Annotated in this window: 16 protein-coding genes; 6 read left to right on the top strand and 10 right to left on the bottom strand. The window is 45.0% G+C overall.

Translation table 11 applies throughout. The features are described 5' to 3' along the window. Positions 1-4: 4 nt before the first annotated feature. From ON006_RS17505 to ON006_RS17490, 4 genes are read left to right on the top strand one after another with little or no spacing between them, the layout of a single operon-like run. A complete protein-coding gene (locus tag ON006_RS17505; RefSeq protein WP_244820666.1) occupies positions 5-217 on the top strand; it encodes a type II toxin-antitoxin system HicB family antitoxin in 213 nt (70 codons plus the stop codon). Positions 218-270: 53 nt separating this feature from the next. Then, positions 271-552, top strand: coding sequence for a BrnT family toxin (locus ON006_RS17500; protein WP_244820665.1), 282 nt, complete (start codon positions 271-273; stop codon positions 550-552). Next, positions 539-664 (top strand): hypothetical protein, encoded by a 126-nt coding sequence (locus ON006_RS17495; RefSeq protein ID WP_255772897.1) that lies wholly within the window; start codon positions 539-541, stop codon positions 662-664. Before ON006_RS17500 ends, ON006_RS17495 begins: the two co-directional genes overlap by 14 nt. Positions 665-691: 27 nt before the next feature. Continuing rightward, the gene (locus ON006_RS17490) at positions 692-1,855 is read left to right on the top strand and encodes an acyl-CoA dehydrogenase family protein (protein ID WP_244820664.1); all 1,164 of its coding nucleotides are present in this window, start codon (positions 692-694) and stop codon (positions 1,853-1,855) included. On the opposite strand, the gene ON006_RS17485 is transcribed toward ON006_RS17490, so the two are convergent. From ON006_RS17485 to ON006_RS17475, 3 genes are all read right to left on the bottom strand, one after another. Beyond that, complete coding sequence (locus tag ON006_RS17485) at positions 1,848-2,807, bottom strand: sterol desaturase family protein (RefSeq protein WP_244820663.1); 960 nt, start codon at positions 2,805-2,807, stop codon at positions 1,848-1,850. The two genes, ON006_RS17490 and ON006_RS17485, sit on opposite strands and share 8 nt — an antisense overlap. A gap of 185 nt (positions 2,808-2,992) precedes the next feature. Further along, on the bottom strand, positions 2,993-4,483 hold the full coding sequence (locus ON006_RS17480) for a helix-turn-helix domain-containing protein (RefSeq protein ID WP_244820662.1): 1,491 nt from the start codon (positions 4,481-4,483) through the stop codon (positions 2,993-2,995). 165 nt (positions 4,484-4,648) lie between these two features. Then, on the bottom strand, positions 4,649-5,320 hold the full coding sequence (locus tag ON006_RS17475) for a porin family protein (protein ID WP_244820661.1): 672 nt from the start codon (positions 5,318-5,320) through the stop codon (positions 4,649-4,651). A 245-nt stretch (positions 5,321-5,565) separates the two neighbouring features. Between ON006_RS17475 and leuS the strand changes: the two genes are divergently transcribed. After that, positions 5,566-8,373 (top strand): leucine--tRNA ligase, encoded by a 2,808-nt coding sequence (gene leuS / locus ON006_RS17470; RefSeq protein ID WP_244820660.1) that lies wholly within the window; start codon positions 5,566-5,568, stop codon positions 8,371-8,373. Between the two features lie 75 nt (positions 8,374-8,448). Here leuS and ON006_RS17465 read toward each other — a convergent pair whose 3' ends face one another. From ON006_RS17465 to ON006_RS17455, 3 genes are read right to left on the bottom strand one after another with little or no spacing between them, the layout of a single operon-like run. Next, positions 8,449-8,829, bottom strand: a complete 381-nt coding sequence (locus ON006_RS17465; RefSeq protein ID WP_244820659.1) for a T9SS type A sorting domain-containing protein — start codon at positions 8,827-8,829, stop codon at positions 8,449-8,451. Continuing rightward, the gene (locus ON006_RS17460; RefSeq protein ID WP_244820658.1) at positions 8,826-9,215 is read right to left on the bottom strand and encodes a type II toxin-antitoxin system RelE family toxin; all 390 of its coding nucleotides are present in this window, start codon (positions 9,213-9,215) and stop codon (positions 8,826-8,828) included. The genes ON006_RS17465 and ON006_RS17460 overlap by 4 nt, the downstream gene beginning before the upstream one ends. A 32-nt stretch (positions 9,216-9,247) precedes the next feature. Next, on the bottom strand, positions 9,248-9,448 hold the full coding sequence (locus tag ON006_RS17455; RefSeq protein ID WP_244820657.1) for a hypothetical protein: 201 nt from the start codon (positions 9,446-9,448) through the stop codon (positions 9,248-9,250). A 128-nt stretch (positions 9,449-9,576) separates the two neighbouring features. Between ON006_RS17455 and ON006_RS17450 the strand changes: the two genes are divergently transcribed. Next, the gene (locus ON006_RS17450) at positions 9,577-10,377 is read left to right on the top strand and encodes a glycoside hydrolase family 25 protein (RefSeq protein WP_244820656.1); all 801 of its coding nucleotides are present in this window, start codon (positions 9,577-9,579) and stop codon (positions 10,375-10,377) included. Between the two features lie 67 nt (positions 10,378-10,444). On the opposite strand, the gene ON006_RS17445 is transcribed toward ON006_RS17450, so the two are convergent. The 4 genes from ON006_RS17445 to ON006_RS17430 all read right to left on the bottom strand — a co-directional run bounded on the left by ON006_RS17445 (position 10,445) and on the right by ON006_RS17430 (position 14,776). Continuing rightward, positions 10,445-11,503: an agmatine deiminase family protein gene (locus ON006_RS17445; RefSeq protein ID WP_244820655.1), complete on the bottom strand. Its 1,059-nt coding sequence runs from the start codon at positions 11,501-11,503 to the stop codon at positions 10,445-10,447. A gap of 154 nt (positions 11,504-11,657) precedes the next feature. After that, positions 11,658-12,248 carry a Hint domain-containing protein gene (locus ON006_RS17440; protein WP_244820654.1) on the bottom strand — a complete coding sequence of 197 codons (591 nt, stop codon included), beginning with the start codon at positions 12,246-12,248 and terminating at the stop codon, positions 11,658-11,660. A 23-nt stretch (positions 12,249-12,271) separates the two neighbouring features. Next, positions 12,272-13,366: an AEC family transporter gene (locus tag ON006_RS17435; protein WP_244820653.1), complete on the bottom strand. Its 1,095-nt coding sequence runs from the start codon at positions 13,364-13,366 to the stop codon at positions 12,272-12,274. A 219-nt stretch (positions 13,367-13,585) separates the two neighbouring features. Beyond that, positions 13,586-14,776, bottom strand: coding sequence for a pyridoxal phosphate-dependent aminotransferase (locus tag ON006_RS17430; RefSeq protein WP_244820652.1), 1,191 nt, complete (start codon positions 14,774-14,776; stop codon positions 13,586-13,588). Positions 14,777-14,807: the final 31 nt, after the last annotated feature.

Raw genomic sequence — 14,807 nt, 5'->3', positions numbered from 1 at the left:
AGTTATGAATAGCAAATACGAGTTAATCATGTATTGGAGCGAAGAGGACAGTACATTCGTGGTCGAAGTACCGGAACTGCCTGGCTGTATGGCGGATGGTCCTACACAAAATGAGGCTTTGTTGAACGTACAAGTTGTAATCGATCAATGGATTGAAACAGCCAAAGCATTGGGAAGAGAAATTCCCAAACCCAAAGGGAAATTGATGTACGCCTGATCGACTTGTGTCAATTTTGACCGCCGATACATTACACACACTAAATCAAAAGAATGGCACCTCTTAAATTCGATTGGGACGGTGGTAACCTAATGAAATCTGTTGACAAACATCTGATCGAGAATGTAGAGGCTGAAAGTATGTTTGACGATCCGAAAAAGTTGGTCATCATGAGTCAAAGATCCCGGGAAATTCGTTACTTATGCATAGCGAAAAGTAACAGGAACAGATTGTTATCATCTTATTTTATTATCAGAAATGGAAAAGTTAGGATCATCGGAACGCGGGTTGCAAGGAAAAGTGAAAAGCAAGATTACGAAGATGCAAACGACTAGATACGTTGTTCCTTCCATACCTGATGATGTGAAATTGAATGATTTTGTAAGAGGAGTACCAGTGGATCTTGAAACTGCACTGCGTTTATCGGAAAAGAAAATGAAGAAATAAGGAATTCATTTTCTGCATTCGAATATCATGCTCACTACCGACTTCTTCAATATCAATGACCTACTGACCGCTGAGCAGCGGCTCATCGCCAGTACTATCAAGGAATTCTCCGACAAGGAAATAAAACCCATTATCGAAGACTATGCCCAAAAGGCTGAATTTCCACTGCATCTGATCAGGAAATTTGGCGAGCTGGGCGTGTTTGGTCCGACTATACCGCTGGACTATGGCGGTGGCGGATTGGATTACATTAGTTATGGGCTCATGTGTCAGGAAATTGAACGAGGCGATTCGGGTATGCGGTCTACGGTTTCGGTGCAGAGCTCCCTGGTTATGTGGCCGATATTTCAGTTCGGTACTGAGGAGCAAAAACGTAAATATCTTCCGGGACTTGCTACCGGTGAACTGCTGGGATGCTTTGGGTTAACAGAACCTGATCATGGCTCGAATCCCGGCGGCATGAAAACTACCATTGCCAAAACAGCAGGTGGGTATATCCTGAACGGTTCTAAAATGTGGATCTCCAATGCTCCATTCGCAGACATTGCGGTCGTGTGGGCAAGAAATGACGATGGCAGGGTTCAGGGATTGATTGCGGAACGTGGGATGAAAGGTTTTTCAACGCCTGAAATACATGGCAAATGGTCACTGCGGGCAAGTGCTACCGGCGAACTGGTTTTTGATCAGGTATTCATTCCCGAAGCAAACCTGTTACCACTTGGCGTCGGTCTCAAAGCACCGTTGCAATGTTTGGATAAGGCGCGCTATGGCATTGCCTGGGGCGCTATTGGCGCCGCAATGGACTGCTATGAAACTGCGGTCAAGTACGCGGGAGAGCGGATTCAATTCGATAAACCGATCGCCGCTTTTCAGCTCACACAACGGAAACTGGCGGAAATGCTCACCGAAATTACCAAGGCACAGCTACTTGCGTGGAGACTGGGCGTGCTTATGAATGAAGGAAAAGCTAGTACCACTCAAATTTCAATGGCTAAGCGGAACAATGTCCAGACTGCATTAAATGTGGCGAGAGAATGCCGGCAGATCCTGGGTGCGATGGGCATTACCGGCGACTATCCCATTATGCGGCACATGATGAACCTGGAATCGGTTATCACCTACGAGGGGACGCATGATATTCATTTGCTGATTCTAGGCGCAGAAATTACAGGAATTCAGGCTTTTAAATGACTTCGGCGGTCGGCGGACCGGCGATCGGCAGTCGGCTTTCGGGCGCTGGATTTTGCAGGGATTTGTTTTGCAGATCTTTTGTGGTTTGCCGCGATCCGTCGGGTGACCAGCCGGGTGCTTTCATCAGGTACTTGAGTTTTGTAGCTAATGGTGCCGGTTGTCTGAAATCCTTTCCAATTTCCTCCCATTCGTGAAAAACCGTGTGTCTGAGACCGGACGTTTCAATTGGCTTGGTCAATCCGTACTGCGGTGGAACGGAGATCAATTCCTCCTGAAAAGTCCCGAAAATGCGGTCCCAGATGATCAGGCACATTCCCATGTTTTTGTCAAGATACTGCACATTACTGGCGTGATGCACGCGATGGTGCGATGGCGTGACCATAATGTATTCCAGCCAGCCAAGCTTGCCGATATATTCCGTATGCACGATGATGCCGTAAATCTGTGTCAGCGAGTACATAATGATGATATCGGCCGGATTGAAGCCGATCAATGTCAATGGAATGAAATACACGAAACGGTACAATGGCTGAAAGACCGACGACCTGAAACCGGTGGTCAGGTTGAAATGCTCGGAAGAATGGTGCGTCACATGCACTGCCCAGAAAAGCCTGCAATGATGATCCACGTAATGCAATGTGTAAAATGCAAGGTCTTCCAGCAGAAATAGAAGCAGCCAGTAGGTATAAGGATTTTCAATTGGGGAGATAATCGAGAAATGGTAGAACCAGATGAGTATGCCGACGTAAACTGCACGGAACAAAAGGTCAATACCGCCATTGACAAGCATTAAAAGCGCATTGGTGAGGCTGTCACGGAAAGAGTAGGATGTCCGCGTTTCCGCATCACTATGAGTTCGGTACGTCAAAAAGATTTCCAGGCCGATCAGGAACAGATAAAACGGTGTGGACAGCTTTAAAAGTAGATCCTCAAAGTCATAAGTACCGGGCATAGTAGTCTTTTCAAATGAGTTACAAAGATAAGTGAGATGAGAAACGTAAACTTAGTTGCACTAATTTCTAAGAAATTTTTAATTCAACCTCATTGGGAAAAATTGATTCTCATTGTTAACAGACATTTAACTGATCCGTAACCCCCATGCACTTATAAAATTCACACAACCGGTTTCAGATAATACTAGTTGATCATTCTGCGTAATGCTTTTCTCAATTCTTCATTTTTAAACTTTTTCTGAAGAATCACCGGAGCTGCAATGCGTTCACGGCAATCAAAAAGCGAACATCTTTCACAGGTCTGGTTCACATCCCGGGAAGGTAGCTGCGGATCTTGCAAAAAAGCGAGCTTTTCACGGGTCTGGTCGTCGAGGTAAATGCCCATGGAAACGCTCACATTGAGATTCGGGGTAGGCGACATGGGTTGTGCAAAACTGATGACGAGGTATTGGTCTTGTGTATCAATGTAGGTCGATTTTTGCGCTTTACAAAGTATCCGGGGCTGTTCTTTGTGTTGGATGATCTCTGCAAGGTCGTTGAGTACCGTGAGCGCGACCCACCTGCGGCAATAATGTTCATCCCTGACCGTGTGCGGATAATGCTTTCTCGAAATGTGCATTTCCTTGGTCATATCGAAAAGGTTCTGTCCGACGAAATTATTAAACCGCGAAAAAAAGATCTGGTTAATCCCGAAATAGCGCGGCAGAATGTTGCTGAGCCGGTAGCAGAATGATTCCGGGGTAGTATTAAAGTTGTGTATCAGGTCGATCAATTTCTCAGGCTGCCAGGTTTTTTGGGCAAAAAAATCAGCGATCGCCGGTACCAGCAAGCTTCTTTTAATGATAATAGCGCTGGCAAAGTAAGAAGCTTTGAAGTTGTTCAATAGCTGCTCAAACGACTCAGCCTCCACCAATGCAGTGGTATGCAGCCTGTTTTTCAGGTTCAGATAAAGATAGCCGATCTCCCGGCCGTAAATAAATGCCCGCTGTACGGAGGACAGGTGCATATTGATCAGTAACCGGCTTCCCGAACTATTGGTAATCGTTAAGGAACGTACGCTTGAAAATTCGGGATTAAGCCTTTCATTAATGTTCTCAATCACATAATTATAGCGGGTCCTCAGTATTTCGGCGAGATAAGTTTCATCCAGTAACCGCTCGGGCGCGACCTGATTTTCAGTCAGAAAACGTTCGGCTTCTGTTTCAATGTCCTCAAAATAATTGTCGTGCATTTCCTGGTAAGTACGGAGTGCAGAGAAATAGAATTTCTCGATCGACATATTATAGTTACGGGCAATTTCAATGAGCGTCCCCACAAACGCGCTGATCTTCATAGGCGCGTCGGAAAGGATCTCCAAAAGGTTTGCGGGGTCTATTCCAAAAAGTTCGAGTGGTAGTTCGGTCAGGATATTGGAGCTCAGCAGGTCGGAAATGGGTTCCAGTCTTTTACTGAGTTTTAATGACACGAGCGTGTCATAATCTACGTCCATAGCGGCCGCCAGTGCAAGGATTTTGTCGGATTTGGGGTACTTTTTTCCTTTTTCTATTTCATTAATATAGGAAATGGACAACCCTGATTTCTGGGAAAGTTCACTAAGCGACATTCCTTTATCAAGCCTGAGTTGTTTCAGTTTTAAACCAAAAACCAACCTTACATTATCTGTATTTATTGCCACTTTGCTATTCGATGGGAGCCTGATGCGAGGATTTGCGTACAGGCAATTTAGTTAAAGAAACACAAAAGTAGAAATCGCCACCATATTCACAGGCAAGACCGAAAACAAAAAGCGGAACCGCTCACTAGCAGGTCCCGCCTTTGAAATGATTCTGTCGATGAAAGGTCAGAAAATCGCGAAACCCAATGTTGCCTGGAAGAGATTTCCTTTCTTTCCGAATTGGTGGGCAGTGGTTGCATTATCAAAATTGATTTTTGCAATTTCCGTAAAATTACCCTCGTACCGCACATCCACACTCAGCCTTCCAAAGTCGACGCCAACACCAGCCTGATAGCCATATGCCAGGCGATTTTTGAATTCTGCATTTGAATTTTCACCGGCAATTTCGTCGAATGAATCACCTAATTTGCCGTTGTTAGATAGTCTTAGTGAAGCAACCGGGCCTACATTTATCCTGAAAAAACGCGCAACACGTACACCGAAAAGTACCGGTACGTCCAGATTGGAGAAGCGTACATCTACTTTTCCGTCTGAATTCTGCACCCCGTCCTCATATACATTGAATTTCCCCCCTTTTTGAGAAAGCAGCAATTCAGGCTGAATGTAGAACGTTTTCCCAAATCTGAAAAACACACCTCCCACAAAACCCAGCGATCGGTTGTCGTTATCTTTAAAATTGAAAGCATTGCCACTGTGCACGATAGACAGGTCATTGCTGCCATTGATGTTCGATAAATTGGCACCCGCCTTGACGCCAAAGCGAAAAGCAGGATCATATTGAGCCGTCGCCGCATGCGTAATCAGTAACGCACAAACCGCAATCATAATGTTTTTCATAGCAATCAGAATTAAAATGAATTTGTAATGATATTGCCATTGCTATTCAAAAGCCATGCCGTGTTCAAAGGATAGTGATAACGGTTTAAATGGGCATTTGTTTCTACAAAATACCGGTTTTAAAAAACGTAAATAGGTAATGTGGAGTTGAATAACCTTTATGCAATCAAAAAAAGCTATTTTTGCGGTCGATTTACAAAAATGAAGGGCCGGAACACATAAAACCGGGGTTACGAACAAAAGATATGAGTGAATATAGTCATCGGGAAATAGAAAAAAAGTGGCAGGATTACTGGCAGAGCAGCGGTACTTTCCAGGTATCCAACCAATCCGCTTTGCCGAAGTATTATGTGTTGGATATGTTTCCGTATCCTTCGGGAGCAGGGCTGCATGTTGGCCATCCGCTGGGATACATTGCCTCGGATATTTATTCCCGTTATAAAAGATTAAAGGGATTCAATGTGTTGCATCCAATGGGATTCGACAGCTTTGGCTTGCCTGCCGAGCAGTACGCGATCCAGACTGGCCAGCACCCTGCTATTACTACCGAGCAAAACATTACCCGCTACATTGAACAGTTAAAAAACCTGGGCCTCAGCTACGACTGGAACCGGGAAGTGCGGACGTCGGATCCTGGATATTACAAATGGACGCAATGGATTTTTGCAGAATTGTTCAACAGCTGGTACAACAACGATACGGACAAAGCTGAATCCATCGATACGCTGACGGACAAATTCAGTAAAGAAGGAAATCAAAAAATCAATGCTCCCCGCGACGAGGATACCCCGGTTTTTTCGGCCGAGGAATGGAATGCGTGGTCGGAAGAGGAGCAATATAAATTGACATTGAAATACCGGCTGACCTACGTTGCTGATGCGACCGTCAACTGGTGCCCGGGCCTTGGCTCTGTGCTTTCCAATGATGAAGTGAAGGACGGTGTTTCTGAACGCGGCGGCTTTCCTGTTATTCAAAAACTGATGCGACAGTGGATGATGCGCATTAATGCCTATGCACAACGTTTGCTGGACGGGTTGGATACTGTGGAATGGACCGACTCATTGAAGGAGCAGCAACGCAACTGGATCGGAAGATCGGTCGGTGCGCTGGTGAAATTCGCCATTGACGGACAAGAAGGAAATATTGAAGTTTTTACCACCCGCGTGGACACGATTTACGGGGTTACATTTATGGTAATTGCGCCCGAGCATGAGCTTGTGGACGTCATTACCACGCCTGAACAACGTGCCGATATCGATGCATACATTGCGATGACGCAGAAAAAATCGGAGCGTGACCGGATGTCGGATGTGAAAACGGTTTCGGGAGCATTTACGGGTGCATTTGCTATTAATCCATTTAATGGCGAGAAAGTACCTGTTTACATTGCTGACTACGTTTTGGCGGGTTACGGAACAGGAGCTGTGATGGCTGTGCCATCAGGTGATCAACGTGACTGGAACTTCGCAAAGCATTTTGACTTGCCTATCATACCGATCCTGGATTCTCAAAAAGAAACTGAAACCCAGGCGGACGCTACCAAGGAAGGACATTATATCAATTCGGGAATGATCAATGGTTTGACATTCCACGAGGCTAATAAGGTGCTGATCCAATGGTTGGAAGAAAAAGGTATTGGTAAAGGAAAGATCAATTACCGGTTGCGTGACGCGGTTTTCAGCCGCCAGCGTTATTGGGGTGAGCCGGTTCCGGTTTATTATAAAAATGACAGCACCGGACAGCCATTGCCTTATTTGTTAGAGGAAAGTGAGTTGCCGCTGAATTTGCCTGAGGTTGATAAATATTTGCCTACTGAAAACGGAGAGCCGCCGTTAGGACGGGCTCAGGATTGGGCGCACGGCTCAGGGAATGGTTACGAGCTGAGCACTATGCCGGGCTGGGCTGGTAGCAGCTGGTACTGGTACCGCTATATGGACCCTAAAAATGAGGGTGAGTTTGCTTCGAAGGAAGCGATCGAATACTGGCGCGATGTGGATTTGTACATCGGCGGCACCGAACACGCGACAGGACATTTACTTTACAGTCGTTTTTGGAACAAGTTTTTGAAGGACAGAGGCTTTGTTCCCGAGGAAGAGCCTTTCAAGAAACTGATCAACCAGGGAATGATCCAGGGGCGCAGCAATTTTGTGTACCGGGTAAAAGGAGACGATTATAGCAAACCTGTCTTCGTAAGCGCAGGTTTGCGGTCGCAGTATGAAGTGTCGGCATTGCACGTTGACGTTAACATTGTGGAGAACGATGTGCTGGATGTTGCCAAGTTCAAAGCAACGCGACCGGACATTGCAGGTGAAAATGCAGAATTTATCCTGGAAGACGGGAAGTATATATGCGGCGTGGAAGTGGAAAAAATGTCCAAATCCAAGTTTAATGTAGTGAACCCAGACGATATCGTTGAACGTTACGGTGCGGATACATTGCGGTTGTACGAAATGTTCTTAGGCCCATTGGATCAGGCAAAGCCATGGAATACCAATGGAATCGACGGTACTTATCGCTTTATCAGGAAGCTGTGGCGGTTGTTTTACAATGACGCCGGGCAATGGATGGTGAAGGATGTTGCTGCAAAGCCGGAGGAGCTGAAAATACTGCATAAGACGATCAAGAAGATTGAGGAAGACATTGAACACTTCTCATTCAACACGGCTGTAAGTGCTTTCATGGTTTGTGTCAATGAACTGGGAAGTTTGAAATGCCAGAGCAGGGCGGTTTTGCAGGAGCTGATCATATTGCTTTCACCTTATGCGCCTCATATTTCGGAAGAACTTTGGGATGCATTGGGTAATGAAAAAGGAATGGTTTCCAAAGCTGATTTCCCGAAATGGGAGCAACAATATGTGGTGGACGCAGTCTTTGAATATCCGATCCAGATCAATGGAAAAGTAAGGGCTTCGTTGTCATTTGCATTGGATACACCTGCTTCGGAAATTGAAAAAGAAGTGCTCGCGAATGAAACCGTTCAGCGATGGATGGAAGGTAACCCGGCCAGGAAGGTGATCGTGGTTCCGAAACGTATAGTTAACGTGGTTATATAGACCATTTTAGCGACAGGACATAAAAAAGGAGACATTGCAGGTCAGCGCAATGTCTCCTTTTTTGCAATTAAGCAGTTACTTGATGGTAATCTCGCGCTCGGTTTGTTTTTCGGTCAGTTCAAATGCTTTGGTAATTTTTTCACCGTTGCTTGAAATCTCCAATGTGTAACTTCCAAGCGGTAGGTCGCTTACATCCATTGCTTTTCTGAACTTATCGATTTTTTTGCCGACTACTTCGCGGTATATCACGTTTCCTTTAATGTCCGACAGTAAAATGACGGTATTGGCATTGGTATACTTGTCGACGCTGACGTGAATACGGCCTGTTTTTGAAACAAAAATCCCGGTAGCGAAACCGTTTACTTTTTTAGACTCTTTGTCGTCTGCAAAAGTATTGAAGGCGAAAGATGCAGTAAGAACTGCTGTTAATGCGATTGCTTTTATGAAAGTTTTCATGGCTGTATGTTTTTTAAAGGTTGGCAGTTGTTGTTCTGATTGAACATGACAAATATATATGCTATACTAGGTACTATGTTATACAAAGTACATGAATGGCAAAATTTTGGAATGAATGGTTTAATACTGGGAGCGGCTATGTTATGGCCGGAAAAATTAAGGAAAATGTTGTAAATGTCCTTTCGATGGGCAATTCTGGCGAATTCAATTACATCGTTTTCGACGAATATGCCAACGCGGTAGTCACCGATACGAATCCGGTAGGCGTTGGAAAAGCCTTTTAATTTTTTGATTTGACTTACTTCTGAGAGAGAATCCGCGTCTTCCAAGGATTGGATGAGGGTAATTAATGCAAGTTTGACAGAAGGTTTTTTGAGATCATCCAAATCTTTGGAGAATTTTCTCAGAAACTCAACCTTCAATGACTTTCCAACTTTTGCATAATTTCCTGGCGGGATACCTTTTGGCTACGGTCGGTGTCACGCATTAACACCGCTAGCCCCATATCTTCCAGCTCTTCTTCTGAAAGAACCTTAGAATTAATATTCATTTTCGCCAACAAGTCTGAAAGAAGTCTTAGTTCTTCCTTATTCTTAGGGTTAATGAGAATGGATTGCATATTTTTTTTAATGTAAATTAAGAACAAAGTTGTGATTTAGCAAGATAGGAGTTTTCAAGCGTCGGCTTCGGGCATACAATCGGCATCACCATCACTTCCAATACCGATCTTTTGTACTTTTGCGCTGTATGGCAAAAAAGAAAGTACGCTCGCTTGCGGGCAAACCCAGTTACCTCAAACCACTTCCTGCAAAAGGCTGGGCAATTATTGCGGCGGTGATTATAGTCATTGGCGGCCTGATTTGGTGGAGTGACACTAAGGACGAAAACCAATGGGAATTCATCAGCAAGTTCGGTATCAAGCTGCCCCTGCGCTACGCAGTTCACGGTATTGACGTTTCACACCACAATGCAAAGATCAATTGGGACAAGCTCAAAAGTACGCGTTCTGACAATGTTGGTATTGACTTTGTATACATTAAAGCTACGGAGGGTGCCACGCATCTTGACAGGCAGTTCAAAAGAAACTGGAGTGAAGCCAAGAGGGTAGGGATGAGGCGCGGTGCATACCATTTTTATAATCCACGGGTGATGTCCGATCGGCAAGTGCAAAATTTTATCGGCCAGGTGAGAATGGAGCCGGGAGATTTACCACCGGTACTGGACCTGGAAACCGACGCACGGAAGCCGAACGAAATTATTGTCAAAGGTGTGCGGAACTGGCTGGTACTTATTGAAGCGCATTACGGCGTGAAGCCGATCATATATGTGAACGAGCATTTTTATAAAAAATACATTGCTGGCAATTTTGACGACTACCCGCTCTGGCTCGCCGGGTACTCCCGTACGCACCTGGACGATCTCGCCTCGGATGCGCATGTGCTTTTCTGGCAGCATAGCGAGAAAGGCTGGGCGGATGGTATCAGAGGTTTTGTGGATTATAATGTATTCCTGCATGAGCGGCAGGATTGGGAGAGTTTGGGAGAGTAGGATAGACCGGCTATTTCGGAATATTTAAGCAAAAATGGCCCCGGATTCAGTCCGGGACAACTTTTACCTAAATCAGCGGCTCCTGCTGGCTCAGGCAGTGAAAACTCCCCTGTCCCCAGATAATCTCCGTCGCCAATAATGGAATAATCTGACGGCCCGGAAAGGCTTTTTCCAGAATGTCAATGGCGATTTCGTCATTAGGGTTATTGAATACCGGCACGATCACCGCGGCATTGCAGATCAGGAAATTGGCGTAAGAGCCCGGCGTCCGGAAATCATCGATCACCACAGCTTTGGGCATCGGTATTTCGATGATATTGAGCTGCTTTCCGTTGACCAGCCTCATGGCTTTCAGCATATCCAGGTTGGTTTGCAGGATTTCAAAATTCTCGTCGTTACGATCACTTTCCACACAGGCAATGACTGTATCTTCATTGATAAAACGGGTCGTGTCGTCGATATGCCCGTCGGTATCATCGCCTACTATGCCGCCCTCCACCCAAAGCACCTGCTCAATCCCGTAGTAATTGCACAAATATTCTTCAATCTGCCCCTGATTCAAATGTGGGTTGCGGTTGACATTCAGCAAGCAGGATTTGCTTGTGAGCAATGAACCTGCCCCATTGAATTCCACGGCGCCGCCTTCCATTATAATGCCCGGCATCACGACAGGGATATTCAAATAATTGGCTATCGCCTGAGGAGTTCTGTTATCGTCGTCATAAGGCGGATATTTTCCGCCCCACGCATTATGCCCCCAGTCCACGATCATTTTCTGGCGGGTTTCGGGATTAATGACAAATGAAGGCCCGTGATCGCGGCACCAGGCGTCATTGGTTGGTTTTATTACAAATTCAATTTTCGCAAGATCTACACCGGTACGGATAAGCTCCTGCGTGATGAATTGTTTCAGGTTTTCATCATTGGCAATGATCCCTACATTTTCACCCTGGCTGATCGCCTTGATGAAAGCAAGATACTGCGGCCGCATCTTCGCTAGCCGGTCACCTTGCCAGGAAGCGTCATTGTGCGGGAATGTGAGCCAGGTAGCGCGGTGAGGAAACCATTCGGCAGGAAATGTATAACCCAGTTCTTTCGGGGTCAATGAAGTGTTAATATCAGGCACAATTACGATTTTTTGTATTCATTATCATGATCAGGATGCAAAGGTCGTAAAGGTTTTCCTGGAAGCCAATTTCCCTGCTGTAATGAATGGCAAAGGCAAGACATAAAAATAGCCCCGGCAACGGGGCTATGAAGAATGTTGAGTATATATGAAATCAGTTATTGGCCACCATTACATTATCAATGAGGTAGGTGCCTTCTTCGGTTTCGAGATTGTAGGCTTTGTTAATCCTCCTTGCATTTTCCTTTACCGCACCCACTTTCCAGGACGAAACAATACCGGTTGAAGGTTCATAATGATAAAGAATGTCTCTTTTTGACAGCCTGTTCATCCTTTTTTTACCTCGCTTGGTCTGCACGAGGTGGTGGGGTGTTGCTTCCAGGAGGAGTGCCGGCACCATGGTTTGTGCATGAGGTTTTTCGTTTTCGGCAGGGCGCAGGTAGATGGCTGTCAGTGTCGAGTTAGGCTGATTGTAAATGTCGATCTGCTTTACCTGCGTGCTGGTGCTTTTGCCATCCTTGCAGGTTTTGACGTGCTCGCCAACCCTCACTTCTGCAATCGGTTTTACACTTCCGTCGGCCATGGTTACTGGCGCGGTTCCCGAGAAATATTTATATCGTTTCTGCTTCTTGGAGACCTTGATCGTTGCTTCCGATTTAATGTTCGCATCAGGAGCGCTTTCCGACTGGGCCAGTAAATTCAATGAAAAAAAGGAAAGAAAAGAAGTGATGACGATCTTATGCATAAATGGTTGTTTATTCTTCAAAATCATGCTTTGGACATTTTTACAAAAACCTTACTCAAAGCATTTGGCAAAGCGCCCAGCGAAATTAGTATCAATCCCGCAGTTACCAAAGTGGAGGTATGTGCAAAAAAGGAACCAGAGGAAAGTATCGCCAGGATCAGGATCGTCGAGAATGGCAATGAAAATGCCAGCAGCAACACGGCCAGTTCCAGGTCAAATGTTCTCTTTTCTTTCGGCAATGCTTTTGCGTCTTCTCTGAGGTTAAACGCTGAAATATGAGCCAGCGGCCAGAAACTTGCAGCACTCAAAGGAATTACAATGGCTAGTAACATCATTGACAAATCATTGATATTCAGTACATATATCATTCCAGCGCTGATCAGCATTGTGATGCCTGCACGGAAGAAAAGTATACTAGCAACAATACGCTTTTTCCCCTCCTTCAGCTGCACAGCCAGTCCGATAAAAAGCAAAACCAAAGGAGTCATCATGGCGCTGGTCTTATCAAAAAGATCGGTTACCACCGACGGGAGCGTTTTATAATTGATGCCTAGGCTGAGGAGAATGATCGCAAGGAAAATCAGTATGTTAATGGGTTCCTGGAACATGCTGGCAAAAAGGCTTTTCAGCTTTCCGCCCATCTTGGTCTCTTTGTCATCGCTGTTTTTAAGGAACATATTCATTGCGAGAATGTACAATGAGATGAGCACAAAAAACTTGTTACCTACGTCCGCAAGGGCTGCGATAGCAAGACTTTTCTCACCCAAAAACTCAGCAATAAATGGAAAACAGGACAAGCCAGGGGCAAGGGATGGGATCAGCATCATCAATGTTCTGCCGGTCGGACTGTTTTTTTCAATCCCAAATAATGCAAAGGCAAGCGGTGCGGAAAAGAACATTAAAAAGTTAAAAACCAGGGTCACCAGTGGGATAATGATCATGGAGGAGTCTATATCAATCTTCATCAGAGAGATAAAGATCGTGGACGGCAATGCAACGGATAAAATGATTTCCTTGATGCCGTTTGTCTGATCCTTGCTCTTGAACTTGCTTTTGAGAAGCAGACCCAGAGAAATCAATAGTAATAGTGTTATGGTTTTTTGCAATGCATCACTCATAATCAAAAAAAATTTGAATGGTCAATGGGTATCGTGAAGATGTTAAAGAGGGCAGTACTTCCGGGAATTTTATTAATAGGAGTGAAAATGGGTTGTCGGATAGCAGTCAGACATTGTCAGGTTGGTCATTTGTAGTCACTTATAGTCATTTATTGTCAAGGGTTGACAACTTATGACTATAAATGACCATTAATGACAACTAATGACAAACTGTAAAAATCAGCTCAGCTGGCCCAGTGCACCTACGAACGCTTTCATTTCGTCCATTGTACCGATACTCACGCGGCACCATGGCTTGTTCATGATATCAAATGAGCGTACAGCTACACCCTTGGCAGTCATTTTAGTAAGTAACTCCTTACCTGTGATACTGATCGGGAATAGTACGAAATTGGTGTAGGACGGGATGTATTTGTAACCCATTTTGTCCAGGTTTTCGTAAAGGTATAGTTTCGCTTCGTGGTTCAGTTTACGTGTTGTGCCTTGAAAATCTTTGTCGTCAAGACTGGCAGATGCCGCGAAGATAGAAGTATAAGAGATACCCATTCCACCGCGGGTGATCTGATTGATGCTTTCCAGGTAGGATGGAAGGGCCACCATATAACCTACACGGATACCAGCCATTCCCATGATTTTAGAGAAAGTACGGGCAACGATCACGTTTTTCTTCTGAGTAAGCAGAGAAACCATGCTCTGAGTGTCAGCGCCAACAGCTAGTTCAATGTAAGCTTCGTCAACAAACACAGGTACTTTTTCCGAAACGCGTGAGCAGAAATCCAGAAGGTCCTGTCCTTTTGTGATAGCGCCGGTTGGGTTGTTAGGGTTACAAACGTAAACCAATTTGGTTTCGCTGTCGATCGCAGCTTCCATTGCTTTCAAGTCATGCGACCAGTCGGCAGTACATGGAACGGGCTTCCAGGTAGCACCAACAGATTTCGCAACCTGCACCAGCGACATGTAGCAAGGATCAGCAGAAACGATGTTTCCTTTGCCTTTCATGAATGTAACCAAAGCAACTTTTTCCAAAAGATCCGATGAACCTGGTCCCATCATAATGTGGTCAGCGCTTACACCTTCTTTTTTGGCAATTTTATCAATCAGGTCATACATTTCTTTCCATGCATAACGGTTACCGTTTTTCACAGAGTCAGCTACTGCTTTTTGAGCAGACATTGGAGGTCCGTATGGGTTTTCGTTAGCATTCAGTTTTGCTATGATTTTAGGAGCTTTGAAATCAGCAGGTAAGAAATGTTCTCTTACCATTGGGCTGCGGTAAATGCGGCTTTCAGGATCTAATGGTAACGGTGAGTTTGAGAAAGCTCCCATGCTCAAATGCGGTGCTAAGGTCATACCTCCGATTGCCATTAAACCGGATTTTAACAGATTCCGACGGTCAATTTTTTGATTCATTGTTCAAATGTTTAGTAAGTACGTGACGATA

Origin of the sequence: Dyadobacter pollutisoli (assembly GCF_026625565.1) — a bacterium.
In the GTDB taxonomy this organism is placed as follows: domain Bacteria; phylum Bacteroidota; class Bacteroidia; order Cytophagales; family Spirosomataceae; genus Dyadobacter; species Dyadobacter pollutisoli.
This window is presented reverse-complemented; position numbering and strand designations above follow the sequence as displayed.

Excerpts from the sequence above, each read along its gene's own strand:
- ON006_RS17505 (WP_244820666.1), top strand. The coding sequence starts at position 5 with ATGAATAGCAAATACGAGTTAATCATGTATTGGAGCGAAGAGGACAGT.
- ON006_RS17500 (WP_244820665.1), top strand. The coding sequence starts at position 271 with ATGGCACCTCTTAAATTCGATTGGGACGGTGGTAACCTAATGAAATCT.
- ON006_RS17495 (WP_255772897.1), top strand. The coding sequence starts at position 539 with ATGCAAACGACTAGATACGTTGTTCCTTCCATACCTGATGATGTGAAA.
- ON006_RS17490 (WP_244820664.1), top strand. The coding sequence starts at position 692 with ATGCTCACTACCGACTTCTTCAATATCAATGACCTACTGACCGCTGAG.
- ON006_RS17485 (WP_244820663.1), bottom strand. The coding sequence starts at position 2,807 with ATGCCCGGTACTTATGACTTTGAGGATCTACTTTTAAAGCTGTCCACA.
- ON006_RS17475 (WP_244820661.1), bottom strand. The coding sequence starts at position 5,320 with ATGAAAAACATTATGATTGCGGTTTGTGCGTTACTGATTACGCATGCG.
- leuS (WP_244820660.1), top strand. The coding sequence starts at position 5,566 with ATGAGTGAATATAGTCATCGGGAAATAGAAAAAAAGTGGCAGGATTAC.
- ON006_RS17465 (WP_244820659.1), bottom strand. The coding sequence starts at position 8,829 with ATGAAAACTTTCATAAAAGCAATCGCATTAACAGCAGTTCTTACTGCA.
- ON006_RS17455 (WP_244820657.1), bottom strand. The coding sequence starts at position 9,448 with ATGCAATCCATTCTCATTAACCCTAAGAATAAGGAAGAACTAAGACTT.
- ON006_RS17450 (WP_244820656.1), top strand. The coding sequence starts at position 9,577 with ATGGCAAAAAAGAAAGTACGCTCGCTTGCGGGCAAACCCAGTTACCTC.
- ON006_RS17440 (WP_244820654.1), bottom strand. The coding sequence starts at position 12,248 with ATGCATAAGATCGTCATCACTTCTTTTCTTTCCTTTTTTTCATTGAAT.
- ON006_RS17435 (WP_244820653.1), bottom strand. The coding sequence starts at position 13,366 with ATGAGTGATGCATTGCAAAAAACCATAACACTATTACTATTGATTTCT.
- ON006_RS17430 (WP_244820652.1), bottom strand. The coding sequence starts at position 14,776 with ATGAATCAAAAAATTGACCGTCGGAATCTGTTAAAATCCGGTTTAATG.